11 protein-coding genes are annotated in these 14,971 nt (G+C 55.2%); 8 read left to right on the forward strand and 3 right to left on the reverse strand.

Going from position 1 to position 14,971, the window contains the following annotated elements:
- Nucleotides 1–55 precede the first annotated feature (55 nt).
- Nucleotides 56–2,209 (forward strand): RelA/SpoT family protein, encoded by a 2,154-nt coding sequence (locus tag BLS94_RS03685; RefSeq protein ID WP_090957807.1) that lies wholly within the window; start codon nt 56–58, stop codon nt 2,207–2,209.
- A 93-nt stretch (nt 2,210–2,302) separates the two neighbouring features.
- Here BLS94_RS03685 and metH read toward each other — a convergent pair whose 3' ends face one another.
- The 3 genes from metH to BLS94_RS03700 form a co-directional block, all read right to left on the reverse strand.
- On the reverse strand, nt 2,303–6,034 hold the full coding sequence (metH, locus tag BLS94_RS03690) for a methionine synthase (protein ID WP_090957808.1): 3,732 nt from the start codon (nt 6,032–6,034) through the stop codon (nt 2,303–2,305).
- A gap of 248 nt (nt 6,035–6,282) precedes the next feature.
- A complete protein-coding gene (locus tag BLS94_RS03695; RefSeq protein WP_090957809.1) occupies nt 6,283–7,791 on the reverse strand; it encodes a YifB family Mg chelatase-like AAA ATPase in 1,509 nt (502 codons plus the stop codon).
- 107 nt (nt 7,792–7,898) lie between these two features.
- On the reverse strand, nt 7,899–8,201 hold the full coding sequence (locus tag BLS94_RS03700; RefSeq protein WP_090957865.1) for an accessory factor UbiK family protein: 303 nt from the start codon (nt 8,199–8,201) through the stop codon (nt 7,899–7,901).
- Nucleotides 8,202–8,304: 103 nt separating this feature from the next.
- Between BLS94_RS03700 and BLS94_RS03705 the strand changes: the two genes are divergently transcribed.
- The 7 genes from BLS94_RS03705 to BLS94_RS03735 all read left to right on the forward strand — a co-directional run bounded on the left by BLS94_RS03705 (nt 8,305) and on the right by BLS94_RS03735 (nt 14,889).
- Entirely contained in the window at nt 8,305–9,312 is a 1,008-nt protein-coding gene (locus BLS94_RS03705) for an aminoglycoside phosphotransferase family protein (RefSeq protein ID WP_090957866.1), read from the forward strand.
- Nucleotides 9,313–9,331: 19 nt separating this feature from the next.
- Nucleotides 9,332–10,057, forward strand: coding sequence for an N-acetylmuramate alpha-1-phosphate uridylyltransferase MurU (murU, locus tag BLS94_RS03710; protein ID WP_090957810.1), 726 nt, complete (start codon nt 9,332–9,334; stop codon nt 10,055–10,057).
- Nucleotides 10,058–10,150: 93 nt separating this feature from the next.
- Nucleotides 10,151–11,497, forward strand: a complete 1,347-nt coding sequence (gene pepP / locus BLS94_RS03715) for a Xaa-Pro aminopeptidase (protein WP_090957811.1) — start codon at nt 10,151–10,153, stop codon at nt 11,495–11,497.
- Entirely contained in the window at nt 11,476–11,877 is a 402-nt protein-coding gene (locus BLS94_RS03720; RefSeq protein WP_090957812.1) for a hypothetical protein, read from the forward strand. Before pepP ends, BLS94_RS03720 begins: the two co-directional genes overlap by 22 nt.
- A gap of 120 nt (nt 11,878–11,997) precedes the next feature.
- Nucleotides 11,998–13,278, forward strand: a complete 1,281-nt coding sequence (locus BLS94_RS03725) for an FAD-dependent monooxygenase (protein WP_090957813.1) — start codon at nt 11,998–12,000, stop codon at nt 13,276–13,278.
- A gap of 358 nt (nt 13,279–13,636) precedes the next feature.
- Nucleotides 13,637–14,650, forward strand: coding sequence for a tRNA dihydrouridine synthase DusB (gene dusB, locus BLS94_RS03730; protein WP_090957814.1), 1,014 nt, complete (start codon nt 13,637–13,639; stop codon nt 14,648–14,650).
- Nucleotides 14,647–14,889 carry a helix-turn-helix domain-containing protein gene (locus BLS94_RS03735; RefSeq protein ID WP_025041412.1) on the forward strand — a complete coding sequence of 81 codons (243 nt, stop codon included), beginning with the start codon at nt 14,647–14,649 and terminating at the stop codon, nt 14,887–14,889. Before dusB ends, BLS94_RS03735 begins: the two co-directional genes overlap by 4 nt.
- Nucleotides 14,890–14,971 lie beyond the last annotated feature (82 nt).

Here is a 14,971-nt window from a genome sequence, read left to right on the forward strand (position 1 = left end):
GATGCCGTCCTGAAAAAAACTGTACGGGTATAACAGGGAAATTAAGGAAACGACGATGCGAGCACGAGGTCTGCCGGATTCTTCTGCTACCTTGCCTGAGGCGAATTTCCTTTTTCGTGAACTGTCGAGCTATCTTAAGCGAGAGGATGTTTCCGAACTTGAGAACGCGTACCTTTTCAGCCAAAGTGCCCACTCCGGGCAATTCCGAAAATCCGGTGAACCCTATATCTCTCATCCGCTGGCGGTAGCCAGCATACTCGGCAAATTACGCCTGGACACCCAGACGCTGGCTGCCGCGCTACTGCACGATGTGATGGAGGATACGCATGTCTCCAAAGCCGAGATCAGTAATAGATTCGGCAAATCGGTTGCGGAACTGGTGGATGGCGTCTCGAAGCTCGACAAGATCGAATTCCAGACCCATGCGGATGCACAGGCGGAGAATTTCCGCAAAATGCTGTTGGCCATGGCGCGGGACGTGCGCGTCATACTTATCAAATTGGCGGATCGGTTGCACAACATGCGCACGCTGGAAGCGATGCGGCCCGAGAAACGGCGCCGTATCGCACGCGAAACCATGGAAATCTATGCCCCTATCGCCAATCGGCTGGGACTCAACAATATCTATCATGAGCTGCAGGATTTAAGTTTCCGTTACCTGTTCCCGACGCGCTACCGCGTTCTGGCCAATGCCACCAAGGCAGCCCGCGGTAATCGCCGGGAAATGGTGACGAAAATCCTGGATACGATCAAGCAGCGTCTTAAAGTGGCAGGGCTGGATGCCGAGGTGACGGGGCGAGAAAAGCAGCTCTATAGTATCTACACGAAAATGGTGGAAAAGCACCTCACATTCTCCGAGATCCTCGATATCTACGGTTTTCGTGTCATCGTCAAAGACGTGCCCTCGTGTTATATCGCGCTGGGCGCATTGCATAGCCTCTACAATCCCATCCCTGGAAAATTCAAGGACTATATCGCCATTCCCAAGGGAAATGGCTATCAGTCGTTGCACAACACCTTGTGGGGACCCTACGGCACGCCCATCGAAGTGCAAATTCGCACCCCCGAAATGCACCGAATCGCCGAGGCAGGCGTCGCGTCTCACTGGCTCTACAAGAGCACGGATGCAGATCTTAACGACCTGCACATGAAAACCCACCAGTGGTTGCAGAGCCTGTTGGAGACGCTTAGCGATTCTACCGATTCACTGGAATTCCTGGAGCATCTCAAAGTTGACCTGTTTCCCGGAGAGGTCTACGTATTTACGCCCCAAGGCAAGATATTGGCGCTACCTAAAGAATCCACCGCGGTGGACTTCGCCTATGCGGTGCATACCGACATCGGCAATTGCTGCGTGGCGGCAAAAATAAACGGCGAAAACGCGCCGTTGCGCACCATGCTCCGAAGCGGCGACCGCGTGGAAATCGTGACTGCATCACATGCAAAACCCAATCCTGCCTGGCTTAATTACGTAGGCACGGGCAAGGCACGCTCGCATATTCGCCGCTTTCTCAAGACCATGCAATATGAAGAGTCGGCCAAACTGGGGGAGCGCTTGCTGAATCAAGCTTTAATTTCGCTCAAGGTCGATCCCGAAACGATAAGTGCGGCGCAGTGGGAAAAACTGACGCGTGAGAGCGGGGCTAAGTCCAAGACGGATTTACTGGCGGATATGGGGCTGGGCAAGCATTTGCCGGCGGTAATTGCCAGGCGGCTGGCGGTTCCGGGAGAATCCGCCTCCGGCCCGAGCGGGACTGGAGGTGTCATCACCATACTTGGGACTGAAGGCATGGCAGTGCAGTTTGCGAAATGCTGCCGCCCCATCCCGGGGGATTCCATTGTTGGCTTTATCAAAAAAGATCAAGGGCTGGTGATTCATACCCATGACTGTCCGGCCGCTTTAAAAAACCGCGGTAACTCGGAAAACTGGCTGGACGTGGCTTGGGGCAAGGATATCAGCAAGCAGTTCGAGGTCAGCATCAAGGTGATGGTGGCCGATCAACGTGGCGTGCTGGCGAGAGTAGCCGCCGCAATCGCCGAGGCCGGATCCAATATTGACAATGTCGCTATGGACGAAGATGAAGGAAAGGGTACGTACACAACCATGAATTTCATGTTGCAGGTCCGCAACCGCCATCATCTGGCGCAAGTGATGCGCAGCTTGAGGCGTATTCCCGAAGTGGCGAAAATCACCCGTATGAAGAGCTGATCGATTCGTCTCGCATCACGTTTCTACAGAATACTGCGTGCCCGCAGTGAGTTGCCCGGCATTGGTTGCCAGCAATTCACTTTTCACCCATAGCTATCGATCATATGCCAGGACTGGCGCCAGCCATTTCTCGGTTTCCTCCAGCGTCCAGCCTTTACGCTTCGCATAATCTTCCACCTGATCCTTGCCGATTTTGCCTACCGCAAAATAATCGGCGTCAGGGTGAGAAAAATAAAAGCCGGATACCGCCGCGGTAGGAACCATGGCGTAAGATTCAGTGATGATAATGCCCGCGTTTTCAGGTGCTTTCAGCATTTCGAACAAAGGGCCTTTCTCTGTATGATCGGGGCAGGCGGGGTAGCCCGGCGCGGGGCGGATGCCGCGATACTCTTCGGCGACGAGTTGGTCGGTACCCAGGTCTTCGTCCTTTGCGAAACCCCAGAATTCGCGTCGTACCCGCCAATGCATGTGTTCGGCGAAAGCTTCAGCCAGACGGTCTGCCAACGCCTTCAGGATGATTGCACTGTAGTCGTCATGCGTGTCCTCGAACGCCTTTATCCGTGCGTCTATGCCCATACCCGCGGTAACTGCGAATGCTCCGATGGCATCCTTTATTCCGGTTTCCTTGGGAGCGATGAAATCCGCCAGGCATTGGTTGGGACGTCCAGCCGGTTTCAGGGTCTGCTGACGCAAATTGTGAAAAGTCATCGCTAGCCGGGTGCGAGCCTTATCCGTGTAGATTTCGATATCGTCATCATTTACTGTATTGGCGGGAAAAAGGCCAAATACAGCATTGGCTGTCAGCCACTTCTGCTCGACGATTTTTTTCAGCATGTCCTGGGCATCGCGATACAGGTTAGTGGCCGCTTCTCCCACCACCTCGTCCTGGAGAATCGCCGGAAACCGGCCGGACAATTCCCACGCCTGGAAAAACGGCGTCCAGTCTATGAAAGGTACCAGCTTTTCCAGCGGGTAGTTTCTCAAGGACCTTACGCCGATGAAATCCGGTTCAGGCGGCGTATAGTTCTCCCAATCGGTTTTAAAAGAATTCTTCCTGGCATCTGCGATGGATAGCATTGGCGCAGGCCCCCTTTTATTTTTATGCTGGGCACGTACCTTTTCGTATTCGGCCTGGAGTTTTTCCACGTAACCTGCCTTTAGATCCTCCGACAGCAAGCTACTGCAAACGCTCACGGCGCGGCTCGCATCCGGGACCCATACGGTAATGCCGCTGTAATGGGGAGCCACTTTCACGGCAGTGTGCACCCGCGAGGTTGTTGCGCCGCCGATCAATAAAGGAATGGTAAAACCTTCCCGTTCCATTTCCTTCGCCACATGCGCCATTTCCTCCAGCGAGGGCGTAATCAGGCCCGACAACCCGATCATGTCGGCCTGCTCACGCCGTGCCATTTCCAGAATCTGTGCAGAAGGCACCATTACGCCCATATTCACTACTGCGTAATTGTTACACTGAAGGACTACCGTGACGATATTCTTGCCGATATCGTGAACATCCCCCTTGACCGTGGCGATTACGATCTTGCCCTTGGGCCTGGAATCGCCGAGCAGTTTCTTTTCCGCCTCAATAAACGGCAGCAGGTGCGCCACCGCCTGCTTCATGACGCGCGCTGATTTGACCACCTGAGGTAAAAACATCTTGCCCGAGCCGAACAGGTCGCCCACCACGTTCATCCCGTTCATAAGCGGCCCCTCGATCACCTGGATGGGTCGCCCACCTGCCTCAGCGACTTCGAGCCGCGCCGCCTCGGTATCTTCCACGATATAAGTGGTGATGCCCCTTACCAGCGCGTGAGTCAGGCGTTGCTGCAGCGACTCGTTGCGCCAGGCAAGGTCTTCAACATTCTCCTTGGTCTGTCCCTTGAAGCTCTCGGCAAATTCAACCAGCCGCTCGGTGGCGCTCGCGTCTCCATCTCCTTTTGGGGGACGGTTCAGCAGCACATCCTCTACCCGTTCCAGCAGATCCTTGGGGATATCCGAATAAACGCCAAGTTGCCCGGCATTGACGATGCCCATGGTCATGCCGGCGCGAACCGCGTGGTAGAGGAAAGCGGTATGGATCGCTTCCCGCACCGGCTCGTTGCCGCGGAAAGAGAACGACACATTGGAAACGCCGCCGCTCACCTTGACATACGGCAGGGTTTGCTTGATCAGGCGCGTAGCATTGATGTAATCCAGGCCGTAATTGTTATGTTCCTCGATGCCCGTGGCGACCGCGAAAACGTTGGGATCAAAAATGATGTCCTCAGGCGGAAAGCCTACCTGATCCACAAGAATGCGGTAGCAGCGCGTGCAAATGTCCACTTTACGCTCAAGCGTATCAGCCTGACCTGCTTCATCGAACGCCATGACAATTACCGCCGCCCCGTAGCGGAGCGCAAGCTTCGCATGTTCGATGAATTCCGCTTCGCCTTCCTTCAAGCTGATGGAATTGATGATTGCCTTGCCCTGAATGCATTTCAGTCCCGCTTCGATCACCGACCACTTGCTCGAATCCAGCATGATGGGCACACGGCTGATATCCGGCTCGGCGGCGACAAGGTTCAGGAATGTAACCATCGCCTTCTGCGAGTCGAGCATCGCTTCATCCATGTTGATATCGATGATCTGCGCGCCACTCTCGACCTGGTTGCGGGCAACGCTCAGCGCTTCCGAATAGTTGTTGTTCAGTATCAAGCGAGCGAAGGCTTTCGAACCGGTTACATTGGTTCGCTCGCCGACATTCACGAACAATGAATCATCGCCAATGGCAAGCGGCTCCAGGCCCGACAGACGCAATTTTTTTGGAATATCGGGTATGACTCTCGGCGCGATACCGCTCACCGCATCCGCAATGGCTTTGATATGTGCGGGTGTCGTCCCGCAGCAGCCGCCGACGATATTGACGAAACCTGATTGCGCAAAATCCTTTATCAGACTCGCTGTGTATTCAGGCGACTCGTCGTAGCCTGTCTCAGCCAGCGGATTGGGCAGGCCGGCATTGGGGTGCGCGCTTACACGCACACCGGCCACCCTGGATAAATCTTCAATATAGGGACGCATCAACTCCGCCCCTAGCGCGCAGTTGAGCCCGACCGACAATGGCCGGGCGTTACTTACGGAATTCCAGAAAGCTTCCGGTGTCTGTCCGGAAAGCGTACGTCCGGAAGCATCGGTAATCGTTGCCGAAATCATCACGGGAAATCTTGTGCCGTGGGTCTCGAAAAATTGATCCACGGCGAACAGTGCTGCCTTGGCATTAAGCGTGTCGAAAATGGTTTCAACCAGCAGGATATCCGCGCCGCCATCGATCAGGCCCCGAATGGATTCGGAATAATCCGCAACCAATTGATCGAAAGTAATGCCGCGGAAACCTGGGTCGTTGACATCTGGGGAGATGGATGCCGTCTTGGTGGTCGGCCCCAGCACGCCCGCGACAAAGCGCGGCTTCTCCGGAGTTTTTGCCTCCATCGCTTGCGCCGCTTCCCGCGCGAGTTTGGCCCCGGCAAAATTGAGTTCGTATACCAGATCCTGCATGTGGTAATCCGACAACGAGGCGGCGGTGGAATTGAAGGTATTGGTCTCGATGATATCCGCACCCGCTTCTAGATAGGCATCGTGGATGGCACGGATAACCTGCGGCTGGGTAAGCGTCAGAAGATCGTTATTGCCTTTGATATCATGGGGAAAATCGGCAAAGCGAGTACCACGATAATCTGCTTCGTCGAGCCTGTAGCTCTGGATCATGGTTCCCATGGCGCCGTCAAGCAGCACAATACGGCGTGAGAGGATTTCTTCCAGCAATTTGGTGCGAGGGGTTTCGTTCATGGCAACGCTACGTTTGAGGTGGAGGTTGATTCTATCACGCCCCTGCAGGCATTTGCCCTAACCTATCCCTCCCCCACATCTAACGTCGTCAATCGCGCTTACATCGAGAGCGGAGCTCATCTCAGCCAATTGACTTTGCTTGTTTCTACATGTTGCGTAGAACGCGCCTCTGCCATCGCGGCGTAACAATGTAACCTGGTCGCAATCTCATTGCGAAGACTCGGTTTGTCCACTTCCGTCTACCGCGATCAATTCCTGTCCAGCTTCCGGTACTGTACCGCTTCCGCAATATGGGCACTGGCTATGGTTTCGCTTGCCGCCAGATCGGCGATAGTGCGCGCCACTTTCAGGACGCGATGATAAGCGCGTGCGGAAAAATTCAGGCGGCTGATAGCTTGTTTGAGCAAAGTCTCCCCCAGCGCATCGGGCACACAGTACCTATCGATATCCTTCACTGCCAGATGGGCGTTGGCCTTGCCTTGCCGTGCCACCTGGCGCTGATAAGCCAATTCAACCCGCTCTCTTATCGCCTTGCTCGCTTCACCTTGCGCCTGACGCATCAAATCTTCCTGCGGCACGGCGGGCACCTCTACCTGTATATCGATGCGATCCAGCAACGGGCCAGAAATTTTGCCGCGATAGCGCGCTACCTGGTCGGGAGTGCAATGGCATTTTCCGCTGTAATGTCCGAGGTAACCGCAGAGGCACGGGTTCATCGCGGCAATCAACTGGAATCGGGCGGGAAAATCCGCCTGGCGCGCCGCGCGTGAGATGGTAATGCGCCCCGATTCCAGCGGCTCGCGTAATACTTCCAGAACCTTGCGATCAAATTCCGGTAGCTCGTCGAGAAACAACACCCCGTTCATCGCCAGTGAAATCTCGCCGGGACGCGGATTGCTCCCGCCGCCGACCAGTGCAACACCCGATGCGGTATGGTGCGGCGACCGATATGGGCGGCGTTTCCAGTTGGCAACGTTGAACCCGCTGCTGCTCAGGGACTGCATCGCAGCGGATTCAAGCGCCTCTTCCTCTGTCATGGAGGGCAAAATGCCGGGAAGGCGCGCGGCCAGCATGGATTTACCCGTGCCAGGCGGACCCACCATCAGTACGCTGTGGCCGCCCGCCGCCGCGATTTCCAGTGCGCGCTTTGCATGCGCCTGCCCTTTCACCTCTTCCATGCCTGGATGCTGAAACGTACTCGTTTCCGTGCCCGCTACACTGGATGCCTTGTAAAGCTGCAACGGCTCGCGCCCGGCAAGGTGTGCGCAAATCTGAAGCAGCGATGTCGCGGGATAAACCGCGGCTTCCTTGACCAGTGCAGCTTCAGGCGCGTTTTGTGCAGGCAGCACGAAACTTCTTCCGGAGCGCGATGCGCCGTATGTCATCGCCAATGCACCACGGATTGCGCGCAGTTCTCCGGTCAGGGCGAGTTCACCCGCCCATTCATATCTGTCGAGCTTGTCCGCAGGGGTTTGCCCTGTTGCCGCCAGTATGCCCAGTGCGATAGGCAGGTCGAAGCGCCCACTCTCCTTGGGCAAATCGGCGGGGGCGAGATTGACGGTAATGCGCCGTGCGGGAAATTCGAACTGCGCATTTTGCAGCGCCGCCCGCACCCGGTCTTTACTTTCTTTCACTTCCGCTTCCGGCAGCCCGACAATGGTAAAGCTTGGCAGACCGTTTGCGATGTGAACTTCCACCGTGACCAGTGGCGCTTCCATGCCAGAGATCGCTCGGCTATAGAGAATAGCTAGCGGCATGCAGAAAGATCCTCAACCAGAAGCAACGGGATCAATGTGAATAGTGCGGCGGGATCAAGTCTTTGCAGAATGTCTGAAAACGCGACATTTTAATATTGAATATCTGGTTATTCAGTCTCCGACAGATCATCCAGCGTCTCCACCGGAACATCGAGCGTGCCTGCCGATTTATCCGACTTCGCGGCAGTTTCAAGTGCGGCTACTCTGGTTTCCAGCGCCGTTAATTTCTCGCGTGTGCGTTTGAGTATTTCCTGCTGCACCTCGAATTCTTCGCGAGTCACCAGATCAAGGCGGGTGAATAATCCTGAAAGCATAACCCGCATGTTTTTTTCCACATCTTTTATGGGGTTCTGTGACAAAAGTTCGTTAACCTTGGTGACGATTTCATCCACTACTTTTTGGTTGGCCATGATTATCTCCATAAATTTCTGCTCCATCACCCGGCCGGGTGAGGAGTGACGCATGCGTGCTAAAATCTCATACTTCAGCAAAATAGGCAATCAGCGAACTATTATGGAGCGTTTTCGCCTTCTGGAAAACTGGATCAGGACACAATTTCCTGATAAACCCTTCACCTTGGCGCCCGCCTCCGCAGACGCGAGTTTCCGCCGTTATTTTCGTGTCACGTTTAGCGACGGGACATTGATCGCAATGGATGCGCCGCCGCCGCAGGAAGATTGTGCGCCTTTTGTGCACGTGGCCGGGTTATTCGCCGCGTCAGGGGCGCATGTGCCCGAAATCCTGGCGCAGGATCTGGCACAAGGTTTCCTGCTGCTTTGCGATCTCGGAAGCACAACCTATCTCCAGGCGCTGAACGGCGATGCAGATAATACCAATCGCTTATATCGCGATGCGGTAGCTGCGCTCGTTAAAATCCAGCTTGCGAGCCAAGCGAATGTACTGCCGGACTACGACGAAACGCTGCTGTTGAGAGAGCTGAACCTGTTCCCGGACTGGTATCTGGGCAGGCATCTGCATGTAGTGCCGGAGGCGACTCAGAAAGCGGAACTTGAGCGCATTTTCCAACGGATCGTCCAAAACAACCTGGCTCAACCCAGGGTGTTTGTGCACCGCGACTATCACTCGCGCAACCTGATGGTGACCACCCCCAATCCGGGCATTATCGATTTTCAGGATGCGGTCTACGGGCCCATTACCTACGATCTGGTGTCACTCTTCAAGGACGCGTACATAAGTTGGGATGAGGAGCGCATACTGGACTGGCTGATCCGTTATTGGGAACAGGCGCGCAAACTCGGGCTGCCGGTAGCCGGCGATTTTGCCGATTTTTATCGCGATTTTGAATGGATGGGCGTACAGCGCCATATCAAGGTATTGGGGATCTTCTCGCGCCTGAATTACCGCGACGGCAAAAGCGATTACCTCGCCCATCTACCCTTGGTGGAGGAATATTTGCGAAAGGCATGCGAGCGCTACCGCGAACTGCATCCTCTGCTCACGCTGCTGGACGAATGGACAGTCACCAAATCGCCGGAAGCAAAAGTTGGCTATACCTTCTGAAAATGTCTCCTTCAAGGCCATGATCCTGGCAGCGGGGCGCGGCGAACGCATGCGTCCCCTGACTGATACCTTACCCAAGCCGCTGCTGCGCGTGGGGAATAAGGCGCTGATCGAATATCACCTTGAAAGCCTTGCGCGCGCCGGCTTTGCCGACATCGTCATCAACCATGCTCATCTGGGACACATGATCGAAGCTGCGCTCGGCAAAGGCGACCGTTATGGTGTGAATATCCATTATTCGAGTGAACCCGCCGCATTGGAAACCGCGGGCGGCATCGCCCAGGCGCTACCCCTTCTAAGACACGAGCGGGAAAATCGAGGAGGCCGACCGTTTCTGGCGGTGAATGCCGATATTTATTGTGAAATCGATTTTTCCCTCCTCCTTCCGGTTTTACGGCACATGCAAACCAGCCCGGATGGGGATCTCGCCCATCTGGTACTGGTCGATAATCCTCGGCACCATGCTGAGGGCGACTTCACCCTTGATTCCGGCAGAGTGGCGCTTTCGGGGAAAAATAATCTTACCTTCAGCGGCATCGGCATCTATCAACCGAAGCTCTTTGCCGATATGGTGCCGGGTTCCGTGGCGAAACTTGCACCCCTGCTGCGCCAGGCAATTTCATCGGGTAAAGTGAGCGGCCAACATTACCAAGGCGTATGGATAGACGTAGGCACGCCCGAGCGATTGCGGCTGATTGATTCCCAGCTAAGCACTAAACACCGCCAATCACTAGCCCATCCGTAGGACGGGTGGAGCAAAGCGCAACCCATCAAAAATCGACCAGAAACCACCGGGATACTTTGCTTTATCCGGCAAATGCTGTAAGAATATTTATCCATGATCCCCATTCAAGCCTTCAGCGGACGGCGCCATCGTCTTGCATCCCAAATGCAAAAGGGCGTTGCCATTATTCCTACCGCCCCCGAGCGGGTGCGAAATAGAGATGCGCATTATCCCTATCGCTTCGACAGCTATTTTTATTACCTGACAGGCTTTGCCGAGCCCGAGGCAGTACTCGTGATTGTGGCGGGGGTTGATAAAGATGTATCAAAGAGCATCCTGTTTAGCCGCGAGAAAAATATCGAATATGAAATCTGGAATGGTTTCCGTTACGGGCCCGAAGCCGCCCGGGAAGCATTCGAGTTCGACGAAACATATCCCATTGCCAAGCTGGACGAAATGCTGCCCCGGTTGTTGGCAGACCAGCCCGCCGTTTTTTGCGCGCTGGGTGACGATACGGCGTGGGACGCGAGGGTGATTGGCTGGGTCAACCAGGTGCGGCAACAGTCGCGTAGCGGCACTACCGCGCCGGCTGAAATTCGTGACATCCGCCTTCTGCTGGATGAGATGCGCCTGTTCAAAGGCCCAGAAGAGCTTCAAGTGATGCGCCGCGCGGCAGAGATTTCGGGCGGCGCGCATCGTCGCGCCATGCAGAACACGCGTCCCGGCATGAGCGAATATGAAGTGGAGGCCGAATTGATGCATGAGTTTCGTCGGCATGGCGCGCAGGCGCCCGCTTATACCTCCATTGTCGCGGGTGGAGCGAACGCCTGCGTACTGCACTATGTCGATAACAATGCCAGGCTGAAGGCCGGCGAGTTGCTGTTGATCGACGCCGGTTGCGAATTGGATGGCTACGCCGCCGACATTACGCGCACTTTTCCAGTGAACGGAAAATTCAATCCGGCGCAACGCGATTTATACGAATTGGTGCTGTCCGCACAGGCGGCAGCGATAAACGCGGTGCGGCCGGGCAATACTTGGGATGCTCCGCATAATGCGGCATTGCAGGTGCTGGCTCAAGGTTTTATCGATCTTGGCCTGTGCCACGGCAGTGTAGATGAAGTTATCCAGTCGGAAGACTACAAGCGTTTTTACATGCACCGCACCGGCCACTGGTTGGGGCTGGATGTGCACGACGTGGGCGAATACAAGCGTAACGGCGAATGGCGCCCGCTGCAGCCGGGGATGACCCTGACAGTGGAACCGGGATGTTACGTCCGCCCGGCCGACAATGTTCCCAAGCATTTCTGGAATATCGGCATTCGCATCGAAGACGATGTGGCAGTGACGGAGACCGGGTGTGAAGTATTGACGGGAGCCGCTCCCAAAACGGTAGCGGAGATTGAAGAACTGATGCGCGATCGGAAAAAATCGAAATCATGGACGAAAACGATCGGATAATCATAAAGCGCATATCCCGGCACGGAGATACTGGCGGTCCGGAAGACGAGACCGTGCATATTTTTCGTGCCGGCGGTGGCAGCCCCGGCAAGCGTTGGCTCACTTACCTGCTCCTGGCCCCATTTTTGATCATCATGGTGGTTTTGGGCATCTTCTTTTTTACCGCATTTCTTGCATTATTCGCCGTTGCCGCCGTTGGATTCGGACTCAGGTTGTGGTGGCTGCGCCGCAAATTGCGAAAAACGATGGAGGCAGAGGAAGCACAGATGAATGCAGAGGAAGCACCCTATGTTGTCATCGAGGACGCCGAAATTATCGAGGAAAGCACCGACAGGGCAAATAAAAACAAGCGCGCTGATCACCATGAGCCGCCGCCATGAGCGCGGCGTTCATGGGTGACTATGGGGCTAGGCGATCATAGGCGACAGGTTTCAACAAAGATAAAATGCGGCAAAAATGTGGCGTCTAGCAAAGACCCCTTAAAACCCGGCTAAAACAGAATGAACATCCATCATTACGATTACGACCTGATCATTATCGGCGGCGGCCCGGTAGGGATGGCGTTGGCACTCGCCCTACGCGGCAGTGGCACATCCGTGCTGCTGCTGGAAGCGCGGGGAATGCCTGCAAAAACGGAAGACTCCCGTCCGCTGGCGTTATCTCACGGCAGCCGGCTCATCCTGCAGCGCTTAGGCGTGTGGGACGCGCTGCCGGAAGTCACGCCCATCCTTACTATTCATATCTCCAGCCGAGGCGGGTTCGGCCGAACCGTATTGACCGCTGACGACGCCGGTGTGCCGGCTTTGGGCTACGTAGTCAGTCACCATGATGTGTTTCGGAGCATGCATGAAGCATTGCAAAACTGCAATGTCGACTATCTGGAAGGGGCACAGGTAACCCGGTTGGAAACGCCTGCCGGGCTCGGCGAGGTTGAATTTCAGCATGGCGGCATCACAAAAAAAGTGACGGCGCGGCTGTTGGCAGTGGCAGACGGCGGCCGCCTCACCGGGCAAATCGAAGGCGTGACCCAACATGTGCATGACTACCAGCAATGGGCTGTCGTTGCACGCGTCAAAACGGAGCGCTTCGGGAGCCTGCCGCCCGCTGCAGTAGCGAAACCATTTACTGCCGCACTTAGCCGGTCCGCGAAACGAACTTCGCAAACAACGAAGGTTAACGGCAACGGCCCTGCGCGCACTCAACCCAGCATCGCTTATGAGCGCTTTACACCGGATGGTCCGGTGGCGCTGCTGCCTTCTGGGGACCGCTTTGCGTTGGTATGGACTGTTTCTCCGGCAGCGGCTCAGGAAATTCTCGCACTGGATGACACGGCTTTTCTTGCACGGTTGCATGGCCATTTCGGCGACCGTCTCGGCAAATTCATCGAGACCGGCAAACGGGCTGGTTTTCCCCTCGCATTGAAATACGCCGCTCCAGTCACAGCTTGCCGTGTTGTATTGATCGGCAATGCGGCACAAACGTTGCACCCGGTTGCGGGGCAAGGTTTCAATCTGGGGCTGCGCGATGCATGGGAGCTGGCTGAAGAAATTATTGCGTCGCCCGCCGACATAGGCGCGCCGGTAATGCTTGCCAGATATGGTGACAAGCGCCAAACGGATAGTAGCGTCGGGCGGATATTCACCGATTCATTGATAAAGCTCTTTTCCAATGACGATCTCGTGCTGGGAGTCCTGCGAAACAGCGGATTAAGTGCGCTGGATTGTTTGCCGCAAGCCAAGCGATTCGTCGCGCGGCGTATGATGTTCGGTGCGAGAGGATAACCGGACCATAACCCGGATGTTTGATAAATTGACGCGCACCCTCGCTGGTCTTTTTGTTTCGTATGAAAATTTCGTTCAGTCGGACGTATGAATAACTACGCCACTCTTTCACAAAATCTCCCTACAAAACAAAATCCTGCGCAATCATCACGCGAATTTATAAAACATCCGGGATAAAACCCGAAGATGCTGCCTGTAGCGAGTCGGTGCAGTTAACTGCATTATCGCCGGCCCGTAAAATCCTGCATCTATCCATTGATGGCGCAGTGGTTTTAGAAGTCATGATCATTTCCTGTTAAGATTGCACCTGTTTTGTCCTCTGTGCGCTTTGCTACTGGCATCGCCGTCAAATTAAGTCATGCGAATCGGTTCTCACATTCTCAAAAACAAGCTGATCGTTGCACCCATGGCAGGGGTGACTGATCGTCCTTTCCGACAGTTGTGCAAGAGCATGGGCGCGGGTATGGCGGTATCGGAAATGGTATCGAGCAATTCGCTGCTGTGGGGTTCCGAAAAGACCCGGCGCCGGGCAAATCATGACGGGGAAGTAGACCCCATTTCCGTGCAAATTGCCGGTGCGGACCCCGCGATGATGGCTGAAGCTGCCCGATACAATGTGGCGCAAGGGGCGCAAATCATAGACATCAACATGGGCTGCCCGGCCAAGAAAATCTGCAATGTCATGGCAGGTTCCGCGTTGCTGCAGGATCAGCCCCTGGTCGGGCGCATACTCGATGCTGTTGTCGGCGCGGTAAATGTTCCCGTTACCCTGAAAATCCGCACCGGCTGGGACACCCAGCACAAAAACGCGCTCGCGGTGGCGAAAATTGCCGAGAGCGCCGGCATTCAGGCGCTCGCCATTCATGGGCGCACCCGAGCTTGCGCCTACACCGGCCATGCGGAATATGACACTATCGCCACGGTAAAGGCCTGGGTGAAAATCCCGGTCATTGCCAATGGGGACATCACCACCCCTGAAAAAGCCAAGCACGTACTCGAATATACCGGCGCCGACGCCATCATGATCGGCCGTGCCGCCCAGGGGCGGCCCTGGATCTTCCGTGAGATCAATCACTACCTGGCCACCGGGAAGCATCTGCAGTTGCCCGAGGTCGCCGAGATTCACCGTGTGCTCATCAAGCATCTGAATGAGCTATATAATTTCTATGGAGAATATTCCGGCGTGCGTATTGCCCGTAAACATATCTCCTGGTACACCAAGGGGCTGGTGGGTTCTGCCGGGTTCCGTCATGCCATGAACCAGTTGCAAAGCACGGATCAGCAGTTGTCGGCGGTGAATGAATTTTTTACTAAACTTGCCGGCTATGGGCGGCGGTTGACTTACGTTGAGGCTGAGGAGCTCGTCGCATGAGCATTATTAACGAAAACGACATTGCCCGGTGCGTACGGAAGGCCGTAGAAGATTATTTCAATGATCTGGACGGTGAAAAGCCGCACGCCATACACGACATGGTAATACGCAGCGTAGAGAAGCCGCTGATCGAACTGGTAATGAAGCACGCCGGCGGCAACCAGACCCGGGCTTCCGAGTTGCTCGGCATCAACCGCAATACGCTCCGCAACAAGATGAAGCAGTATCAGATCAAATAGGCCGGGATAGCCACATCCGTGTCATCACAGCAGGTAACCGAAGCAATCAGACGCAATGCAAAATTGCATATGAAGGTGGATA

The sequence above is a fragment of the Nitrosospira sp. Nsp18 genome, assembly GCF_900103145.1.
Lineage (GTDB): Bacteria > Pseudomonadota > Gammaproteobacteria > Burkholderiales > Nitrosomonadaceae > Nitrosospira.

Coding starts and splice junctions, on each gene's coding strand:
- murU (WP_090957810.1), top strand. CDS start 9,332: ATGATCCTGGCAGCGGGGCGCGGCGAACGCATGCGTCCCCTGACTGAT.
- BLS94_RS03705 (WP_090957866.1), top strand. CDS start 8,305: ATGGAGCGTTTTCGCCTTCTGGAAAACTGGATCAGGACACAATTTCCT.
- BLS94_RS03695 (WP_090957809.1), bottom strand. CDS start 7,791: ATGCCGCTAGCTATTCTCTATAGCCGAGCGATCTCTGGCATGGAAGCG.
- BLS94_RS03720 (WP_090957812.1), top strand. CDS start 11,476: ATGGACGAAAACGATCGGATAATCATAAAGCGCATATCCCGGCACGGA.
- metH (WP_090957808.1), bottom strand. CDS start 6,034: ATGAACGAAACCCCTCGCACCAAATTGCTGGAAGAAATCCTCTCACGC.
- BLS94_RS03725 (WP_090957813.1), top strand. CDS start 11,998: ATGAACATCCATCATTACGATTACGACCTGATCATTATCGGCGGCGGC.
- pepP (WP_090957811.1), top strand. CDS start 10,151: ATGATCCCCATTCAAGCCTTCAGCGGACGGCGCCATCGTCTTGCATCC.
- BLS94_RS03685 (WP_090957807.1), top strand. CDS start 56: ATGCGAGCACGAGGTCTGCCGGATTCTTCTGCTACCTTGCCTGAGGCG.
- BLS94_RS03700 (WP_090957865.1), bottom strand. CDS start 8,201: ATGGCCAACCAAAAAGTAGTGGATGAAATCGTCACCAAGGTTAACGAA.
- BLS94_RS03735 (WP_025041412.1), top strand. CDS start 14,647: ATGAGCATTATTAACGAAAACGACATTGCCCGGTGCGTACGGAAGGCC.
- dusB (WP_090957814.1), top strand. CDS start 13,637: ATGCGAATCGGTTCTCACATTCTCAAAAACAAGCTGATCGTTGCACCC.